16 protein-coding genes are annotated in these 17,333 nt (G+C 64.8%); 11 read left to right on the forward strand and 5 right to left on the reverse strand.

Going from position 1 to position 17,333, the window contains the following annotated elements:
- Position 1: 1 nt before the first annotated feature.
- Complete coding sequence (locus ACFPO9_RS02020; RefSeq protein WP_379766282.1) at positions 2 to 1,267, reverse strand: lipoprotein-releasing ABC transporter permease subunit; 1,266 nt, start codon at positions 1,265 to 1,267, stop codon at positions 2 to 4.
- 214 nt (positions 1,268 to 1,481) lie between these two features.
- Between ACFPO9_RS02020 and ACFPO9_RS02025 the strand changes: the two genes are divergently transcribed.
- From ACFPO9_RS02025 to arfB, 4 genes are all read left to right on the forward strand, one after another.
- Positions 1,482 to 2,033 carry a hypothetical protein gene (locus ACFPO9_RS02025; RefSeq protein WP_379766285.1) on the forward strand — a complete coding sequence of 184 codons (552 nt, stop codon included), beginning with the start codon at positions 1,482 to 1,484 and terminating at the stop codon, positions 2,031 to 2,033.
- A 78-nt stretch (positions 2,034 to 2,111) separates the two neighbouring features.
- Entirely contained in the window at positions 2,112 to 3,191 is a 1,080-nt protein-coding gene (locus ACFPO9_RS02030; protein ID WP_379766288.1) for a hypothetical protein, read from the forward strand.
- Positions 3,188 to 4,885, forward strand: a complete 1,698-nt coding sequence (gene recJ, locus ACFPO9_RS02035) for a single-stranded-DNA-specific exonuclease RecJ (protein ID WP_379766291.1) — start codon at positions 3,188 to 3,190, stop codon at positions 4,883 to 4,885. The genes ACFPO9_RS02030 and recJ overlap by 4 nt, the downstream gene beginning before the upstream one ends.
- Positions 4,886 to 4,888: 3 nt before the next feature.
- On the forward strand, positions 4,889 to 5,287 hold the full coding sequence (gene arfB, locus ACFPO9_RS02040) for an alternative ribosome rescue aminoacyl-tRNA hydrolase ArfB (RefSeq protein ID WP_379766294.1): 399 nt from the start codon (positions 4,889 to 4,891) through the stop codon (positions 5,285 to 5,287).
- A gap of 84 nt (positions 5,288 to 5,371) precedes the next feature.
- Here the strand turns inward: arfB and ACFPO9_RS02045 are convergent, their stop codons facing one another.
- On the reverse strand, positions 5,372 to 5,842 hold the full coding sequence (locus ACFPO9_RS02045) for a YybH family protein (protein WP_379766297.1): 471 nt from the start codon (positions 5,840 to 5,842) through the stop codon (positions 5,372 to 5,374).
- Between the two features lie 136 nt (positions 5,843 to 5,978).
- Here ACFPO9_RS02045 and ACFPO9_RS02050 point away from each other — a divergent pair, with 136 nt between their 5' ends.
- Genes ACFPO9_RS02050 through ACFPO9_RS02060 form a run of 3 tightly spaced genes read left to right on the forward strand, consistent with a single transcriptional unit; the run spans position 5,979 to position 7,457 of the window.
- On the forward strand, positions 5,979 to 6,416 hold the full coding sequence (locus ACFPO9_RS02050; protein WP_379766300.1) for an antitoxin Xre/MbcA/ParS toxin-binding domain-containing protein: 438 nt from the start codon (positions 5,979 to 5,981) through the stop codon (positions 6,414 to 6,416).
- Complete coding sequence (locus ACFPO9_RS02055) at positions 6,417 to 7,112, forward strand: RES family NAD+ phosphorylase (RefSeq protein WP_379766303.1); 696 nt, start codon at positions 6,417 to 6,419, stop codon at positions 7,110 to 7,112.
- A gap of 12 nt (positions 7,113 to 7,124) precedes the next feature.
- Positions 7,125 to 7,457 (forward strand): DUF2288 domain-containing protein, encoded by a 333-nt coding sequence (locus ACFPO9_RS02060; RefSeq protein ID WP_379766306.1) that lies wholly within the window; start codon positions 7,125 to 7,127, stop codon positions 7,455 to 7,457.
- A gap of 17 nt (positions 7,458 to 7,474) precedes the next feature.
- On the opposite strand, the gene ACFPO9_RS02065 is transcribed toward ACFPO9_RS02060, so the two are convergent.
- A complete protein-coding gene (locus ACFPO9_RS02065; protein WP_379766309.1) occupies positions 7,475 to 9,073 on the reverse strand; it encodes a methyl-accepting chemotaxis protein in 1,599 nt (532 codons plus the stop codon).
- Between the two features lie 265 nt (positions 9,074 to 9,338).
- Between ACFPO9_RS02065 and ACFPO9_RS02070 the strand changes: the two genes are divergently transcribed.
- Positions 9,339 to 10,049, forward strand: a complete 711-nt coding sequence (locus ACFPO9_RS02070) for a GAF domain-containing protein (RefSeq protein ID WP_379766312.1) — start codon at positions 9,339 to 9,341, stop codon at positions 10,047 to 10,049.
- A gap of 132 nt (positions 10,050 to 10,181) precedes the next feature.
- On the opposite strand, the gene ACFPO9_RS02075 is transcribed toward ACFPO9_RS02070, so the two are convergent.
- Positions 10,182 to 12,200, reverse strand: a complete 2,019-nt coding sequence (locus ACFPO9_RS02075; protein WP_379766315.1) for a bifunctional 2',3'-cyclic-nucleotide 2'-phosphodiesterase/3'-nucleotidase — start codon at positions 12,198 to 12,200, stop codon at positions 10,182 to 10,184.
- Positions 12,201 to 12,321: 121 nt separating this feature from the next.
- On the opposite strand from ACFPO9_RS02075, the gene prfB reads away from it, so the two are divergent.
- The 3 genes from prfB to lysS all read left to right on the forward strand — a co-directional run bounded on the left by prfB (position 12,322) and on the right by lysS (position 15,672).
- Positions 12,322 to 13,426 (forward strand): peptide chain release factor 2 gene (gene prfB, locus ACFPO9_RS02080; RefSeq protein WP_379766318.1). Its coding sequence is split into 2 segments (ribosomal slippage): positions 12,322 to 12,402 and positions 12,404 to 13,426, totalling 1,104 coding nucleotides; the frame shifts between segments, so codons are not numbered across the junction.
- Between the two features lie 4 nt (positions 13,427 to 13,430).
- Positions 13,431 to 14,093, forward strand: a complete 663-nt coding sequence (locus ACFPO9_RS02085; protein ID WP_379766321.1) for an HAD family hydrolase — start codon at positions 13,431 to 13,433, stop codon at positions 14,091 to 14,093.
- A 28-nt stretch (positions 14,094 to 14,121) separates the two neighbouring features.
- On the forward strand, positions 14,122 to 15,672 hold the full coding sequence (gene lysS, locus ACFPO9_RS02090) for a lysine--tRNA ligase (RefSeq protein ID WP_379766324.1): 1,551 nt from the start codon (positions 14,122 to 14,124) through the stop codon (positions 15,670 to 15,672).
- A gap of 110 nt (positions 15,673 to 15,782) precedes the next feature.
- Here lysS and ppnN read toward each other — a convergent pair whose 3' ends face one another.
- Entirely contained in the window at positions 15,783 to 17,153 is a 1,371-nt protein-coding gene (ppnN, locus tag ACFPO9_RS02095) for a nucleotide 5'-monophosphate nucleosidase PpnN (RefSeq protein WP_379766327.1), read from the reverse strand.
- Positions 17,154 to 17,333 lie beyond the last annotated feature (180 nt).

Genomic DNA, 17,333 nt, shown 5'->3' on the forward strand with positions numbered 1-17,333 from the left:
ATTATTCATAGCGCAGCGCCTCCGCCGGTTTCACGCGCGACGCCGACCAGCTCGGGTAGAGCGTCGCCGCGAACGCCAGCAGCACGGACACGCCGCCGATCTTGAAAACGTCCGGCCAGCGCATATCCGAAGGGATCTCGCTGATCAGATAAATATCCTTCGACAGAAACTGCACCCCGAGCAGATGCTCGATGAAGGGCACGATCACGTCGATGTTCAGGGCCACCAGCACGCCCAGGCACACGCCGGCGACCGTCCCGATGATGCCGACCAGCGCGCCCTGGATCATGAAGATCTTCATGATCGAGCCCGGCGAAGATCCCAGCGTGCGCAGGATCGCGATGTCCGGCTGCTTGTCGGTCACCGTCATCACCAGGGTGGACACCAGGTTGAAGGCGGCCACCGCGATGATCAGCGTGAGGATGATGAACATCATGCGCTTTTCGGTCTGCACGGCGGCGAACCAGTTGGCGTTCAGCTTGGACCAGTCGCGCATGACCAGGTCGCCGGACATCGACTTCTTCAGTTCCGCCGCGACCAGGGGCGCCTGGTGCATGTCGGCGATGCGCAGGCGCAGGCCGTTGGGCGCGTCGAGCCGCTCCATGCGTTCGGCATCCTGCAGGTGCACGAAGGCCATCGCCGAATCGAATTCGTAGTGGCCGGCCTCGAAGATGCCGACCACCGTGAAGCTGCGGGTGCGCGGCACCCAGCCGGCCGGCGTGACCTGGCCCTGGGCCAGCATCATGTTGACCTTGTCGCCGACGCCGACGCCGAGCGAACGCGCCAGCACATAGCCCAGCACGATATCGAACTCGCCGGGACGCAGGTTCTGCAGGCTGCCCTGGCGCACCTGGCGGCCGACGTCCGACACCTTGTGTTCCTGTTCCGGCAGGATGCCGCGGATGACCGCGGGCTTCATGACGTCGTCGCGCACCAGCAGGCCCTGGGTTTCCACGAAAGGGGCGGCGCCGCGCACGGCCGGGTTCCGGAAGGCTTCCTTCTCGGCGTCCTGCCAGTTGGGCATGCCGCCCCTGGCGTCGAACACCTCGATGTGGGCCAGCACCGACAGCATCCGGTCCGTCACTTCCTTCTGGAAGCCATTCATGACCGACAGCACGACGATCAGCGCCGCCACCCCGAGCGCGATGCCGGACACCGAAATCAGGGAGATGAAGGAGATAAAACTGTTGCGGCTGCTGCGCTTGCCGGCGCGCGTGTAGCGCAGGCCGACCAGCCATTCGTAGGGCAATTTGTGGATGATGCTCATGGGCTCCTGTGTAAATGCTGCTTCGCCCCGCAGTGTGCCATACAAAGCTCATCCATGTGAGGGCTTGTCACGATTGAAATAGTTGCCGGACAGATAGCGCTTCTCAGGCGATCTGATGCACAGATACAGTCCCACCTCTTTGAGACGGCTCAAGGCAAACGCTTTATATACCGCTATTTTTATTTTACTAAAGGCGCGGACGGAGGGCTGAACGATGATTACCTCGGAGACGACAGAGCTTCTTTATAAAGAGTCCGCGGGCAACCTTGGACTGCTTTCTCCCATATCGACGCTTATATTTTGTTTGTCTGGAATTGTTTCGGCGCCGCTCTATTTCGTTTTCAAGAAATTGCTGTCCACCGATTTTGTTTTACAGGCCTACACGGGATTCGTGCAAGCATTCCACGGCAACAATGAAGCGATCGACGTCGACCTGTTCCAATTTCTGATGGCCATGCTTGCCCTCTACGCTTCCCTGGGCGGCGTCGACGATTTCATCCAGAAGCGCGTCATTCCCTTCGTGTGCGATTTGATGGAACAGGATCCTTTTCACGTCAAATCGGTCAAGGATATCTCGGCGTCCGAATCGGCAGTTTTCGAGGCGGTGATCAAGAAATCGACGCTCGGCTTCAAATTCATGCAAATCGCCTTCCACGGCGCGGACACTTCGCTCTGGATCTACAAATACAATTTCTTCCTCAAATGGGCGTATTTGCTGCTGTCCTTCTTCATCGTCGCCGCCCTGCTCCGGTTCTTTATCGCCTGATATCGAAGCATCTTTGCAACATCCAGCGCGCGCCTCCCGGCATCGCCATGCTGCAACGGAAATGGCCTACAATACCGCATGGCCCATATTTCGCTCGTCCTGCCGTTCGCCCTGCCCGCTCCCGAATTCGCCTCCGACCTGGTCCGTGCCCTCGACGCACCGGCCCTGGCTGCGCTGTTGTCGCGCGCATCGAAGAGGACTTTCCATCCGCTCGAAGCGACCGCGCGCGTGCTGCCGCACGAGTTGTGGATCGCGCGTGCGCTGGGGCTGGCGCAGGGGACGGCGCCCGGCATCGCCGCCAGCGCCATGCGCGGCCTTGGCCTGGACCCGCTGGACGGCACCTGGTACATCGTCAACCCGGGCCATATCCAGATCGCGCACAGCCACCTGATGCTGGGCGATACCCGCCAGCTCGCCCTGACTGAAGCGGACTCGCACGCGCTGTTCGAGACCGCGCGCGAATCCTGCGAGGAAGCCGGCCACGTCCTGCTCTACGGCGCGCCCGATACCTGGTTCCTGCGCGCCGACGAGTGGGACGGCATCCACACCGCCAGTCCGGACGCGGCGGTGGGCATGAACCTGACCGACTGGGTCCCGACCGGCAGCCAGGCGCGCGCCTTCCGCAAGCTGCAGAACGAGGTGCAGGTCAGCTGGTACACGCATCCGGTGAACACGGCGCGCGAAAGCCGCGGCCAGGCGCCGGTGAATGCGATCTGGCCCTGGGGCGCGGCCAGCGTCGCCGCCGAGCACGCGCAAAAGCTGGTGGCGCGCGCCGCCGGCAAGCTGGCGCCGCCGCCCGCGGTCTCGACCTGGGACACGCCGGGCTGGCTGGATGCACTGGCCGAGCAGCGCTTGACTGACCTCGATGACGTCGCCGCAAAGCTGACGGCCGGCGCGGATGCCGGCGAAGGCGGCCGGCTGCTGGTCTGCGGCAGCGCCGCGGCGCCGGCCATCGCCGCCGACTGGCACGGCTGGCTGCAAGTCATGCAGCACTACGAGGCGGCGCTGTTCGCGCCCCTGCTCGCGGCCCTGAAGCAGGGCCGCATCAAGTCGCTGCGGCTGGTGCTGAGCCACCGCGACGGCCACCTCGACACCACCACGACACCGATGGCCCAGCGCAAATTCTGGCGCCGTCCGACTTTGGAAGCACTGAAGTGAAGACCCGTATTGCAATCCGTCCCTGCCCCGGCCGCCAATCCGAGCTGCTGGCCCAGGGCGGGATCCACCCCGTACTCGCCCGCGTGTACGCCGCGCGCGGCCTCTCCGACCCGCGCGAACTGGCCAGCGAGCTGCAAGCCCTGCTGCCGCCCGCGGCCCTCATGCAGATCGACGCCGCGGCCGCTTACCTGGCCGATGCCATCGCGGCAGGCAAGAAGATGACCATCGTCGCCGACTACGACTGCGACGGCGCCACCGCCTGCGCCACCGCGCTGCGTGGCCTGCGATCGATGGGCGCGAACGTCGACTACATCGTGCCCAACCGCTTCGAGTACGGCTACGGCCTGACGCCGGAAATCGTCGAGCTGACGGCGCGCACGACGGCGCCGGACATCATCATCACCGTGGACAACGGCATCGCCAGCATCGACGGCGTGGAGGCGGCGCGTGCGCGCGGCATCGAAGTCGTGGTCACCGACCACCACCTGCCGGGCGACGCCCTGCCCGATGCGCGCGTGATCGTGAATCCGAACCAGCCGCAATGCGGCTTCCCCAGCAAGCACCTGGCCGGGGTCGGCGTGGTGTTCTACGTGCTGCTGGCCTTGCGCGCGGAACTGCGCAAGCGCGGGGTGTTCGATGCGGCCTCGCAGCCGAAACTGGATTCGCTGCTCGACCTGGTGGCGCTGGGGACCGTGGCGGACGTCGTCAAGCTCGACACCAACAACCGCATCCTGGTGGCGCAAGGCCTGAAGCGCATGCGCGCGGGCCGCATGCATGCGGGGATCGCCGCGCTGTTCCGCGTGTCGGGACGCGAGGCGCGCTGCGCATCGCCGTTCGACCTGGGCTTTGCGCTCGGGCCGCGCCTGAACGCGGCCGGCCGCCTGGAAGACATGTCGCTCGGGATCGAGTGCCTGGTGACCGACGACGAAGACCGCGCCTGGCAGATCGCCCAGCAGCTCAACGAGATCAACCTGAAGCGCCGCGAGATCGAGGCCGAGATGCAGGACACGGCCCTGCTCCACCTCGACGATTTCAAACCGGCCGACGCCAGCACCATCGCGGTGTTCGACGACGGCTGGCACCAGGGCGTGATCGGCATCGTCGCCTCGCGCCTGAAGGAGAAGTTCTACCGGCCGACCATCACCTTCGCGCCGGCCGGCGACGGCTGGATCAAGGGCTCCGGGCGCTCGATTCCCGGCTTCCACCTGCGCGATGCGCTGGACCTGGTGTCCAAGCGCGTGCCGGGACTGATCGACAAGTTCGGCGGCCATGCGATGGCGGCCGGGCTGTCGATCCGGCTCGAGCACTTCGATGCCTTCCGCGATGCCTTCGAAGCGGTCGGCCAGGCCTGGCTGAGCGAAGCCCAGCTGGAACGCGTGGTCGAGACCGACGGTCCACTGGAGGACGACTTTTATACGGTGCAGTTCATCGAGCTGCTGGACGGCCAGGTCTGGGGCCAGGGCTTCGCGCCGCCGGTCTTCTGCGACGAATTCCGCGTGGTGAGCCAGCGCATCCTGAAGGAGCGCCACCTGAAGCTGCTGCTCGAGCGGAACGGCCGGCGCTATGACGCGATCTGGTTCGGCAACACGGCCTCGCTGGGCGAGCGCGCGCGCGTGGCGTTCAGGCTGGATGCGAACGAGTACAACGGCGTGACCAAGGTGCAACTGCTGGTCGAGCACGCGGAACCGGCCTGATTCGTGGACGTGCAGATCGATCCGCAGGAGGTCGAATTCAGCGCCATCCGCGCCCAGGGGCCGGGCGGGCAGAACGTCAACAAGGTCTCGTGCGCGGTGCACGCCCGCTTCGACATCGGCGCCTCATCACTGCCGGGCTGGGTGAAGGAGCGCCTGCTGGGAATGCGCGACAGCCGCATCACCGCGGACGGCGTGGTGGTGCTGAAAGCCCAGCAATCGCGCAGCCTGGAAGCCAACAAGGAAGATGCGCTGCGGCGGCTGCAGGAGCTGGTCGACCAGGCCAGCATCGTGCAGGCTGTGCGGCGGCCGACCAAACCGACCCGCGGCTCCCAGCGGCGGCGCCTGGACGCCAAAACCCGCAGCGGCCAGGTCAAGGCCTTGCGCGGCAAAGTCAGAGAATAATCAAACCGGGGTCAGACCCCGGATTTTGGCAAGAACCTGTTGGAAATTGCCAAAATTCGGGGTCTGACCCCGGTTTTATCTAGGTCAAGGGGTGTCGACTTTGGGCTTGCAGTTGCATGGTGCATCGCCGCGGTCGAAGACGATGCGCCAGCGGCCGGGGGCTTCGAGGCGCCAGATCGAGTTGAAGCGGCCGATCCGCTTGCCGGCGGCGTCGTAGACCGGGCCGCCGCTGTAGGCCAGGGTGCCGGACTCGACCACTTCCACCTCTTCGGGCTCCCAGGAAAACGGCGCTTGCGGGCCGTCGTAGAACTTGCGCCAGGCCGTGGCCACGGCTTCGCGGCCGCGCAGCACGCTGCCGGGGCCGGAGAAAAACACCGCCTCGTCGGACAGGAAACTGGTGAAGGCCGCGTGGTCGCGCGCCTTCATGGTCGCCGCGAAGGCGCGCTCATGGTCCGTCACCTGCTTTTTCAGCTCGGCATTCGTCGGCCGCGCGGCGCTGGCGACCGCCAGCATGAACATACTGATGCACAGAACCCCAATCGACAGCAGACGCATGCGTCCTCCACGTTTCGAGCTTACCCAATATCAAGCTTAATAATCGAACAATTTTGTCACGGCAATACAATTTGCACAAGCTGCTTGCGAGGTCTCCGAAAGCGGAGTATAAAAACTCCATAATCGGAGAATTCCTATGAGCCTCGCTTACGCCTACCCCAAAAGCCGCTTCGAAACCGCCGTGCTGGTCGACCTCAACGACCGCGAACAGCGCGAGCGCCTGTCCAGCTCCGCGCTGAAGGGCTTCTTCCAACTGGCGATCGCCTGGCAGATAAAAGACGAGGATGCGCGCGAGCTGCTCGGCGGCCTGTCCTCGTCGGCCTTCTACGACTGGAAGAAGAATCCGGCCCGCGTGCTGGAAGTCGACCGCATCACCCGCATCGCTTACCTGCTCGGCATCTATAAAGCCCTGCACATCCTGTACGGCGACCAGCTGGCCGACGAATGGGTCCACCTCGCGAACAGCAACCCGGTGTTCAACGGCCGCGCCCCGCTCGCCTTCATGCTGGGCGGCGGCCTGCTGGCCATGCAGACCGTGCGCCGCCTGCTCGACGCCCGCCGTGGAGGGCTGTGAGTGAAACTGGTCCCCCGGCCTGAGCCCGGCCTCGTCCAGCTGCGCCAGTTCGACACCGTCCGCCTGATCCCTTCGCGCTTCGCCGATGCCGAAGACTCGGTGCTGGCCCCGCTGGCGGAAAACGATGCCGTGCTGCGCGACCTGTTCGACCTGGACAACGCCACCAACGACCGCCTGCGCGGCGAATCGGGCCTCCTGCCCGGCATCGGCATGGACGAACTGGTGTTCGGCGTGCCGAACTTCCGCATGATCAATGCGGCCTACACCTATGCGCGCCCGGAAGGCAGCCGCTTCAACGACGGCGAGCGCGGCGCCTGGTACTGCGCCTTCGAACTCGAGACGGCGCTGGCCGAGGTCTGCTTCCACAAAACCGTCGAGTACCAGGAGATCGGCCGCTTCGACGACAGCGTCAGCTACCAGGCCCTGCTCGCCGACTTCACCGCCGCCTTCCACGACCTGCGCGGCAACGAGGCCTGGGCCGACTGCCTCGATCCGTCCAGCTACATCGCCTCGCAAAAACTGGCGGCCGGACTGCTCGACGCCGGCGCCATGGGCCTCATCTACCCGAGCGTCCGACGGCCCGGGGGCACGAACCTCGCCTGCTTCCGCCCGGCCCTGGTCGGGAATGTCCGCAAGGGACAGGCGTATCGGTTAACATGGGCGGGTTCGCCGGCGCCGAGCGTCGACGCCATCTGATTCAACGAAGCCATGAAAACCGATCCATTAAAAGACACCGAACTGCACGACAAGATCAACCGCGAGACCGCCCGCATCAACTGGTCCGAGCTGGAGCGCCATTTCGCCAACGGCGCAGTGGTCTGGGTGAGCCATGAACTCGACCTGGTCGAAGCCGCCCTGCGCATCGCCCACGACGACAAGGAACACATCGCGCGCTGGATGAACGAGGGCAAGCTGGCCAAGGTGTCGGACGCACAGGCGCTGGCCTGGCAGTCCACCGATGCCCTGCTGTGGGCATCGGTGCTCAGTCCCTTCGTGCTGGTCCAGGAAGACAAGGCGGCGCCGCAGGAGACGCTGCATTAAATAGCTTGGATCCCCGCCTACGCGGGGATGACGAGCGCGCGTCCGCTGCCGCGCGATGCGGACGCCGCCTGCTCCAGCTGAAAAGTATTCACCAGCGACGCCAGCTGGTCCGCCTGGCTGCGCAGCGACTGCGCCGCGGCCGAGGCTTCCTCGACCAGCGCCGCGTTCTGCAGGGTCATCTCGTCGAGCTGGGCGATGGCGCCGTCGACGCGCTCGATCTCTTCGCTCTGCGCCCGCGTGGCGCTCGAGATCTGGCCCATGATGCCGCTCACCTTGTGCACGCCGTCGACCACGCTGCCCATGGTCTGGCCGGCGCGCGCCACCAGCGCGGCGCCGGCGCCGACCTTGCTCACCGAATCCTCGATCAGGGCCTTGATTTCCTTGGCCGCCGCGGCCGAGCGATGCGCCAGGTTGCGCACTTCGGACGCCACCACAGCGAAGCCGCGCCCCTGCTCGCCCGCGCGCGCCGCCTCGACCGCCGCGTTCAGCGCCAGGATATTCGTCTGGAAGGCGATGCCGTCGATGACGGCGATGATCTCGACGATCTTTTTCGAGGAGTCATGAATCAGGTTCATGGTCTCGACCACGCCCTCGACCGCGGCGCCGCCCTGGCGCGACACCTCCGAGGCATCGTCCGCCAGGCGGCTGGCTTCGAGCGCGTAGTCGGCGTTGCGGCGCACCGACCCGATCAGCTCCTTCATCGCGCCGGCCACCTGGGCCAGCTCGGCGGCCTGGGACTCGGTACGCTGCGACAGGTCGACGTTGCCGGTGGCGATTTCCGCCGACGCCGAGGCGATCGCCTCGGTGCCGGTGCGGACCTTGCCGACGATGCCGGACAGGCTGTCGCGCATGGTGCTCATCGCCGCCAGCAGGCTGCTGGGCTGGGCGCGGCTGGTATCGACGCGGTGCTGCAGTTCGCCCTTGGCGATCGCGTGCGCGACGCTGGAGGCGTAGGCCGGCTCGCCGCCCAGTTCGCGCAGCAGGCTGCGGGTGATGGCGATGCCGATCACCGCGGCCAGCGCCACGCACAGCGCGCTCAGGCCGGCGATCATCCAGCGCGCCGAACCGGCCGTCGCCCCGGCGGCCAGGCCAGCCCTTGCGCTGTCGGCCTGCAGCGACTTGAGGAGGACGTCGATGTCGGCGACGATCTTGCGGCGCAGCGGCGAACAGTCGTTAACCAGGAAGGCGCCGAAGGCTTCCATCTCGCCCGCGGTGCGATATTGGCGCGGACGCTGGAGCTCGCGCGTCATCGTCGCCATCTCCTCGCGCAGCTTGCGGTACTGGGCATCGCCCTGCAGGGAGGCGTCGAGCTTCGCCAGCGCCGCCTGGTAGACCGCGATCTGCTGGTCCACCAGCTCGAGTTCGCGCATGGCATCGGCCTTGTCGCTGAAGATGAAGGCGTTGCGGGCGGCGATGCCGGTCTGGTCGAGCGCCTCACGCAGTTCGTACAGGGGCTCCAGCCGGCTGCTGCGGAGACTGTCCGCATTTGCCAGCGCCTGGCCGATGCCGTTCACCCGGGTGATCGCGAACACCGCCAGAACCAGGGTCACCAGCACCACGATGGCAAACGCCGCGCTCAGTTTTGTCGAGATTGCAGCACCTGCGCGTCCCCGCATCCCGCTCCCTTTTTTGCTTGTGTCCATCTTGTAAGCCAATGATTTGATTAAAGTGACGAGATAGTGCCGCAAAGATTACAGGCAGGCAATGATCTTTCCTTAATTTGAGCGAACTTTTGGTGTGGGTGGTATAAGCTACATTTATAAACTCGGTGGTAAAATATTGACGGAATGCAAGAAAACAAGATGTGAACAAATTTATCCGCTATACTGTTGGGATACGAGGAAGTTTATGCAGAGCAATATCACAACCGACGATCCAGTGATGACCACGAGCGAGGTGGCACGCCTGCTGGGCGTGGCGACCAGCACGGTGCAGATCTGGATGGAAAGCGGCGCGATCGAGTCCTGGAAGACACCGGGCGGGCATCGCCGCACGCGCCTGAGCCTGGTCCAGGGACTCCTGCACGGGAAGGACGACAACGCCCAGTTGCGCCCCGCGGCCAGCAACGACAAGGAATTCCTGCCTGCCCTGGATCCGAACTATCCGGTCCCCGCCGACGAGCGCGCACGCCTCGCGGCCGTGGGCGCGAGCGGCCTGGTCGACACCGGCGAGGAAGCGCGCTTCGACCGCATCGCGCGCCTGGCGGCCATGGTGACCGGCTCGCCGATCGCCCTGATTTCGCTGCTGACCTCGACCCGCCAGTGGTTCAAGGCCAGGGTCGGCCTCGAGCCGCGCGAAACCCCGCGCGACTGGGCCTTCTGCTCGCACGCCGTGCTGCGCGAAGAGATGTTCGTGGTCGAGGATGCCCTCGGCGACGAGCGCTTCCGCGACAACCCGCTGGTCCAGGGCGACCCGAAGATCCGCTTCTACGCCGGCGTCCCGCTGCGCGACCGCGCCGGCCACCCGCTCGGCACCCTGTGCGTGATCGACCGCGAACCGCGCCGTCTGCGGGCGGCCGAGGTGCAGGGCTTGCTCGATCTGGCGGCGATTGCCGCGGCCGAGATTCAGGCGAGCCGGCCGAACAGGTTCTAATCCGACCAACCCGTCGTTCCCGCGCAGGCGGGAACCCAAGTTTTGCGCAGACCACTGTAGTCAAGGGCTAGCTCGATGCGACGAACTTGGATTCCCGCGTTCGCGGGAATGACGGCGTAGCGGAGCGCTTACCTATTTCGACAGATCCACCGCGTATAACGCAAACCCCTTCCCCAAGCCATCATCCGCGGCCAGCTGCGACACATTCTCCAGGCCCGCCGCACGCGCCAGTTCAAGCTTGCCCGGCGCCGAATGAAACACCACCGGCCCTTTGATCGCGACCTTCGCAAAACGCCAGCTGCGCTGCGTCCCGTTGGCCGCGCGCGTCAAACGCTTCGCCTCCTTGACGTAGGCAATCAGCACATCGCGGCTCGCATCCGGCGCTGCCAGCACGGTGCGGCTGCCGTCCAGCCCAGGGAAGTTGCCGCCGCCGCTGGCACGGTAGTTGTTCGTCGCGACCAGGAATTCCTGCCCAGCCGGCAGCGGCTTGCCGTGCAGGCGCAGATCGACGATCCTTTGTCCCGGCGGCTGGGTCACGTCGATTTCGTAGCGCAGCGCCGGTGAAGTGACGGTGTCGAAGTTGTAGCCGGCAAAGCCCGTATTCACCAGTTCCTGCGGCGCCGTCTTCGAAGGATCGATGGTATTGAAGCGCGACGCCGCCTTCTCCAGCCAGGCCTTCAGCCCGGCCCCGTCCACCTTCACCAGCGCCAGCGCGTTCGGATACAGGTAGAGATCCGCGGCGTTGTTCAGCGCCAGGTCGCCGGCCGCGACGTCGGTGTAATCGAGCACGCCGGCCGAGCCGCTCTTGAAGGGCGCGGACACCGACAACACCGGCAACTGCGCATACTGCGGCAGATTCGCGGCCACGTAGCGCTGCGCATAGTCGGCCTGGGCCTGGTTCACGACCTCGATCGCGCTGACGTCGCCGACATCGGCGAAATAGGTCGACATGCGGAAGTCGGCGCTGCCGATCGGCGTCCTGACGTAGCGGATCGTCGCTTCGTGCTCGTCCTTCACCAGCGCCGTCACCTCCGGATCGGCCGCCACATAACGCTTGTCCGGCTGCTGGGTACTGCGGTTCTCGACGATGGCCGCATCCTGCTCGGCGCGCCAGCGCTTGCCGTCGTGGCGCAGCTGCAGGCGCACCACGCCCAGGTTCTTGCCCCACAAATTCGCCATCACGGTCGGCACGCCGAATACCCTGCCCTTCACCTTGTCCACGTGCGGCAGGTTGAATTGCGCGACGGTGCTGGTGGGGTTCGGGAAAGGCTGGTGCGAATGGCCGAGCAGCAGCGCGTCGATGCCGCCGACCTGCGCCAGATAGTAGTTACCGTTTTCCATCGTTGGCGAATACGGGCTGGCATCCAGGCCGCCATGCGAAATCGCCACCACCAGCTCGGCGCCTTTTGCGCGCATCTCGGGCAGGTAGCGCTTCGCGGTTTCGACCAGGCCCTCCGTAGTGATCTTCCCTTCCAGCCAGCGCCGGTCCCAGTTCAGGATGGCAGGGGGCGTGAAGCCGATGATGCCCACCTTGACGCTGGTTTCGAAGGGCTTGCCCTGCGCGTCGACGGCCTTGATGCGGCGCGTGAGGATGCGGTAAGGCGCGAACAGCGGCTTCCTGGTCTTGACGCTGTAGACGTTGGCCAGCACCACCGGAAAGCCCGGCCCGGCACAGCGTCGATCGGGCACGCCTTCGACTTCCAGGCGCTGCCCGGTCACCTGTCCCAGGTAGGCCAGGCCGAAATTGAAATCGTGGTTGCCGATGCCGATGCCGTCGTAGCCGAGCTTCCGCATCGCCTTGTAGATGCCGAGCAGCCGGCCGCACTTGAGCGGATCGACGGTGGCCTGGTAATCGCCCAGCGCATTGCCCTGGATGGTGTCGCCGTTGTCGAGCAGGAGCGTGTTCGGAAAATCGCGGCGCGCCTGGGCGATCAGCGAGGCCGTGCGGTCCAGGCCCATCGACGGGTCCTCGGCCAGCTTGAAGTAGTCGTAGCCGACCACCGCCGAGTGCAGGTCGGTGGTCTCCAGGATCGCCAGCTCGGCGGTGGCGCCGGCGGGCGGTTTCGCGGCCAGGGCCGGCGCGGCGCCGGCAGCGGCGGCGATGGCGACGGAAACGATGAGGCGGAACGGGCGGGGTTGGCGGTAGCTCATGCCCGAATCATAAGGCAGGCGCCTTCCACGGGGCAAGGAATGCGCGCCGACGCGCTCCCCGGGGCCTGGCTGCGGTATAATCTCCGGTTCGATTCAACCCACTAAAAATACCTCAACGACCATGGAAGCTGAACGCATCAACGCCCTTTCCGCCCTGCTGAACGACCTGAGCAGCCGTGAAGCCGAACTTCGGAGGTATCTTTGACTTCGATCGGAAGTCGGAGAAACTAGAACAGGTCAACCAGGAACTGGAAGACCCGAGCGTCTGGAACGACCAGAAACGCGCGCTCGAACTCGGCAAGGAAAAGAAGGCCCTGGAAGGCGTCGTGCTGACGCTGGAGAAGGCCAGGTCCGACATCGACGATTCGCGCGACCTGTTCGACATGGGACGCGAAGAAGGCGATGACGACACGATCGAATCCGTCGAAGCCGACGCCGCCGAGATCCTGAAGGTCATCGAGCAGATGGAATTCCGCCGCATGTTCAGCAATCCGATGGACCATGCGAACTGCTTCATCGACATCCAGGCCGGCGCCGGCGGCACCGAAGCCCAGGACTGGGCCTCGATGCTGATGCGCCAGTACCTGCGCTATTGCGAGCGCAAGGGTTTCAAGGCCGAGGTGCTCGAGATTTCCGAGGGCGAGGTCGCGGGCATCAAGACCGCCACCATCAAGGTCGAGGGCGAGTACGCCTATGGCCACCTGCGCACCGAGACCGGCGTGCACCGCCTGGTCCGCAAGTCGCCGTTCGACTCGGCCAACGGCCGCCACACCTCGTTCACCTCGCTGTTCGTGTATCCGGAAGTCGACGAGTCCTTCGAGATCGAGATCAACCCGGCGGACGTGCGTATCGACACCTACCGCGCTTCCGGCGCCGGCGGCCAGCACATCAACAAGACCGACTCCGCGGTGCGCCTGACGCACGCGCCTTCGGGCATCGTGGTGCAGTGCCAGAACGACCGTTCGCAGCACCGCAACAAGGCCGAGGCCTTCGACATGCTGCGCGCGAAGCTGTTCGAGCTCGAGATGCGCAAGCGCATGGCCGAGCAGCAGAAGCTGGAAGACTCGAAGACCGACGTCGGCTGGGGCCACCAGATCCGTTCCTACGTGCTGGACCAGTCGCGCATCAAGGACTTGCGTACCGGCTTCGAGACCGGCAACACGAAAAACGTGCTGGACGGCGACCTCGACGAGTTCATCTCGGCATCCCTGAAACAAGGCGTGTAATCCGATGACAAAAAGCGCATTCATCTTCGACATGGACGGCACCATCGTCGACAACATGGCCTTCCACACCAAGTCCTGGCTCGAGTTCTTCGCGCGCCGCGGCAAGGAGTACGAGGCCGAAGCCTTCTTCCGCGAGACCGCCGGCGCCCAGGGCCGCGAGATCCTGCGCGACCGCCTGGGAAGCGACGTGAGCGACGAGGAGATCGCCGCGCTGGCCGCGGAGAAGGATGCGCTGTACCGCGAGATGTACGGCCCGCACCGCGCCGCGATCCAGGGCTTCGACGCCTTCGTCACCGCTGCCGATGACAAGGGCGTGGCGCTGGCCGTGGCCACCTCGGCGCCGCCGAAGAACATCGTGTTCACGCTCGACGAACTCGACCTGCGCCGCCACTTCGCGGCCGTGGTCGGCGCCGCCGACGTCAAGCAGGGCAAGCCGCATCCGGACGTGTTCCTGAAAGCCGCCGAGCAGCTGGGCGCCAATCCCGCCGACTGCATCGTCTTCGAAGATGCGCCGATGGGCGTGGAAGCCGCGCGCCGCGCCGGCATGCGCGCGGTGGTCATCACGACCACCCTGCCCGCGGCCAGCTTCGCGGAATTCGACAACGTGATCAAGATCGTCAACGACTATGACGAGCTGTCCGTTGAGGATCTTCTGGCGGCCCTCTGAACCAATACTAGACAAGATAAAACCTGATATGAGCACCGAAAACCAAGAACAAGGCCAAGAACAACAGTCGACGCTGCAGGCCGACGACAACAAGATCATCGCCGAGCGCCGCGTCAAGCTGGCCGCCGTGCGTGAAAAAGGCATCGCCTTCCCGAACGACTTCGTCCCGCAGCACAAGGCGGCAAGCCTGACCGAAACCTACGGCGGCTGGACCCGCGAGCAGCTCGAAGCCGAACCGCAGCAGGTGGTGCTGGCCGGCCGCATGATGCTCAAGCGCGAAGCCGGCAAGAAGGCGGCCTTCGCGACCCTGCAGGACGCCTCCGGCCCGCGCGCCGACGGCCGTATCCAGATCTACGTCACCCTCGACAACACCGGCGAGGAAGCGATGGAAGCCCTGCGCCACTACGACCTGGGCGATATCCTGGGCCTGGAAGGCACGCTGTTCAAGACCAAGACCGACGAGCTGACCGTGAAGGTCGCCAAGCTGCGCCTGATCACCAAGTCGCTGCGCCCGCTGCCGGACAAGTTCCACGGCCTGGCGGACCAGGAGACCAAGTACCGCCAGCGCTACGTCGACCTGATCATGAACGAAGAGACGCGCCGCACCTTCAAGGCGCGTACCGCCGCGATCGCATCGATCCGCCGCTTCATGCAGGACAACCAGTTCATGGAAGTCGAAACCCCGATGCTGCACCCGATCCCGGGCGGCGCCGCGGCCAAGCCTTTCATCACCCACCACAACGCGCTCGACATGCAGATGTTCCTGCGTATCGCGCCCGAGCTGTACCTGAAGCGCCTGGTGGTCGGCGGCTTCGACCGCGTCTTTGAAATCAACCGTAACTTCCGCAACGAAGGCGTCTCGATCCGCCACAATCCGGAATTCACGATGATGGAGTTCTACGCCGCCTACACCGACTACAAGTGGCTGATGGACTACACCGAGGCCGTGATCCGCCAGGCCGCGGTCGACGCGCACGGCACCGCCGACCTGACCTACGGCGGCCGCCAGCTGGACCTGGGCAAGCCCTTCCACAGGCTGACCATCGTCGAAGCGATCAACAAGTTCGCGCCGGAGTACACCGATGCGCAGCTGCACGACGCCGAATTCCTGAAGAAGGAATTGAAAGAAAAGTTCGGCGTGAAGCCGCACGTGATCTCGGGCCTGGGCGCGCTGCAGCTGTCGCTGTTCGAAGAGACCGCCGAAGCCCAGCTGTGGGAACCGACCTTCATCATCGACTACCCGGTCGAAGTCTCGCCGCTGGCGCGCGCTTCCGACACCCGCGAAGGCATCACCGAGCGCTTCGAGCTGTTCATGGTGGGCCGCGAGATCGCCAACGGCTTCTCGGAGCTGAACGATCCGGAAGACCAGGCCGCCCGCTTCCAGGCCCAGGTGGCCGCCAAGGACGCCGGCGATGAAGAGGCGATGTTCTACGACGCCGACTACATCCGCGCGCTGGAATACGGCCTGCCGCCGACCGGCGGCTGCGGCATCGGCATCGACCGCCTGATCATGATCCTGACGGATTCGCCGAATATCCGCGACGTGCTGCTGTTCCCGCACCTGCGCAAGGAAGATTAAAAACCGTCATTCCCGCGCAGGCGGGAATCCAAGTTCGTGACAATTCGCAAAGCTTAGATTCCCGCCTCCGCGGGAATGACGTTTTCAAGTAGCGGGCCGACGGTCAAGCGTCAGCGCACCACCCGGTAGCAGGGAATATATTCCTTCCCCGGCAGCTTCATCCGGCTCTGCTCCACGAACGACTGCAGCAGCCTGTCCATCGGCGCCATGATCTCTTCCTCGCCGTGGATCTCGAACTTGCCGTACATTTCGATCTCTCGGATCCCCTCTTCCTTCACATTCCCCGCCACCACGCCCGAAAACGCCCGGCGCAAATTGGCCGCCAGCAGGTGCGTCTCCTGGCCCTTGTGCAGCGACAGGCTGCGCATGTTCTCGTGGGTCGGCTTGAACGGCTTCTGGAATTCCGGGTCGATCTTCAGGCCCCAGTTGAAGTAGTAGGCGTCGCTGCGCGACTTGCGGAATTCGCGCACCTGGCGGATCCCGGTGTGCATCGCCTGGGCCACGGCTTCCGGATCGTCGACGATGATCTGGTAGCGTTTCTGCGCTTCCGGGCCCAGGGTCAGGCCGATGAAGCTGTCGATCTGCTCGAAATATTCCTTGCTTGTGGACGGACCGGTGAACACCAGCGGGAACGGCACTTCGGCGTTCTCGGGGTGCAGCAGGATGCCGAGGATGTAGAGGATTTCCTCGGCGGTGCCGGCGCCGCCCGGGAACACCACGATGCCGTGGCCGGTGCGCACGAAAGCCTCGAGGCGCTTCTCGATGTCCGGCATGATCACCAGGTCGTTGACGATCGGGTTCGGCGATTCCGCGGCGATGATGCCCGGCTCCGAGATGCCGAGATAGCGGCCGCCCTGCAGGCGCTGCTTGGCGTGGCCGATGGTGGCGCCCTTCATCGGGCCCTTCATCGCGCCCGGGCCGCAGCCGGTGCAGATGTCCAGTTCCCGCAGGCCGAGCTGGTAGCCGACGTGCTTCGAATAGTTGTACTCGACGCGGTTGATCGAGTGGCCGCCCCAGCACACCACCAGGTTCGGATTGCGCTGCGGCTGGATCGCATTGGCATTGCGCAGGATGTGGAAGACGGCGTCGGTGATGCCTTCCGGGCGGTTCAGGTCGAAGCGCGGATTGTCCGTCACCTCGAAACTCACGTAGACGATATCGCGCAGCACCGAAAACAGGTGCTCGTGGATACCCTTGATCATCTTGCCGTCGACGAAAGCGTGGGCCGGCGCGCTGCGGATATCGAGCTTGATGCCGCGTTCGCGCTGGATGATCTTGATGTCGAAGTCCTTGTAGCGCTCCAGGAGTTCCTTGCCGTCGTCGATCGAACTGCCGGAGTTCAGCACCGCCAGCGCGCATTTGCGGAACACCTGGTACAGGCCGCCCTGGCTGGTATCGAGCAGCTTTGCCACCTCCGCCTTGGACAATACTTCGAGGCGCCCTTCCGGGGAAATCAATGTGTCGACAACGTCGTTCGTCATGTTCTGCTCCCTTTCTTTCGTCTATCTGTGCTGAGGTGTTTCCGTACAGCTTTTACGCCAATATACGACATCTGAACACAGTTTGCCCCCACGCTTGCACAGGCTTCCTGTGTCAATACTGTTGAGCAGGAAAAAGTTGCCTTGACGAGCAGAATTTCCTCTAAAATGCGACGCTACTGG

This window comes from Massilia aerilata (assembly GCF_042656905.1).
GTDB lineage: Bacteria > Pseudomonadota > Gammaproteobacteria > Burkholderiales > Burkholderiaceae_D > Telluria > Telluria aerilata.

What these genes read in the sequence shown, in the direction of transcription:
- lysS (WP_379766324.1), top strand. Translation starts at nt 14,122, where the DNA reads ATGAGCACCGAAAACCAAGAACAAGGCCAAGAACAACAGTCGACGCTG.
- ACFPO9_RS02075 (WP_379766315.1), bottom strand. Translation starts at nt 12,200, where the DNA reads ATGAGCTACCGCCAACCCCGCCCGTTCCGCCTCATCGTTTCCGTCGCC.
- ppnN (WP_379766327.1), bottom strand. Translation starts at nt 17,153, where the DNA reads ATGACGAACGACGTTGTCGACACATTGATTTCCCCGGAAGGGCGCCTC.
- ACFPO9_RS02065 (WP_379766309.1), bottom strand. Translation starts at nt 9,073, where the DNA reads ATGCGGGGACGCGCAGGTGCTGCAATCTCGACAAAACTGAGCGCGGCG.
- ACFPO9_RS02045 (WP_379766297.1), bottom strand. Translation starts at nt 5,842, where the DNA reads ATGCGTCTGCTGTCGATTGGGGTTCTGTGCATCAGTATGTTCATGCTG.
- ACFPO9_RS02050 (WP_379766300.1), top strand. Translation starts at nt 5,979, where the DNA reads ATGAGCCTCGCTTACGCCTACCCCAAAAGCCGCTTCGAAACCGCCGTG.
- ACFPO9_RS02085 (WP_379766321.1), top strand. Translation starts at nt 13,431, where the DNA reads ATGACAAAAAGCGCATTCATCTTCGACATGGACGGCACCATCGTCGAC.
- ACFPO9_RS02070 (WP_379766312.1), top strand. Translation starts at nt 9,339, where the DNA reads ATGACCACGAGCGAGGTGGCACGCCTGCTGGGCGTGGCGACCAGCACG.
- ACFPO9_RS02030 (WP_379766288.1), top strand. Translation starts at nt 2,112, where the DNA reads ATGGCCCATATTTCGCTCGTCCTGCCGTTCGCCCTGCCCGCTCCCGAA.
- ACFPO9_RS02060 (WP_379766306.1), top strand. Translation starts at nt 7,125, where the DNA reads ATGAAAACCGATCCATTAAAAGACACCGAACTGCACGACAAGATCAAC.
- ACFPO9_RS02025 (WP_379766285.1), top strand. Translation starts at nt 1,482, where the DNA reads ATGATTACCTCGGAGACGACAGAGCTTCTTTATAAAGAGTCCGCGGGC.
- ACFPO9_RS02020 (WP_379766282.1), bottom strand. Translation starts at nt 1,267, where the DNA reads ATGAGCATCATCCACAAATTGCCCTACGAATGGCTGGTCGGCCTGCGC.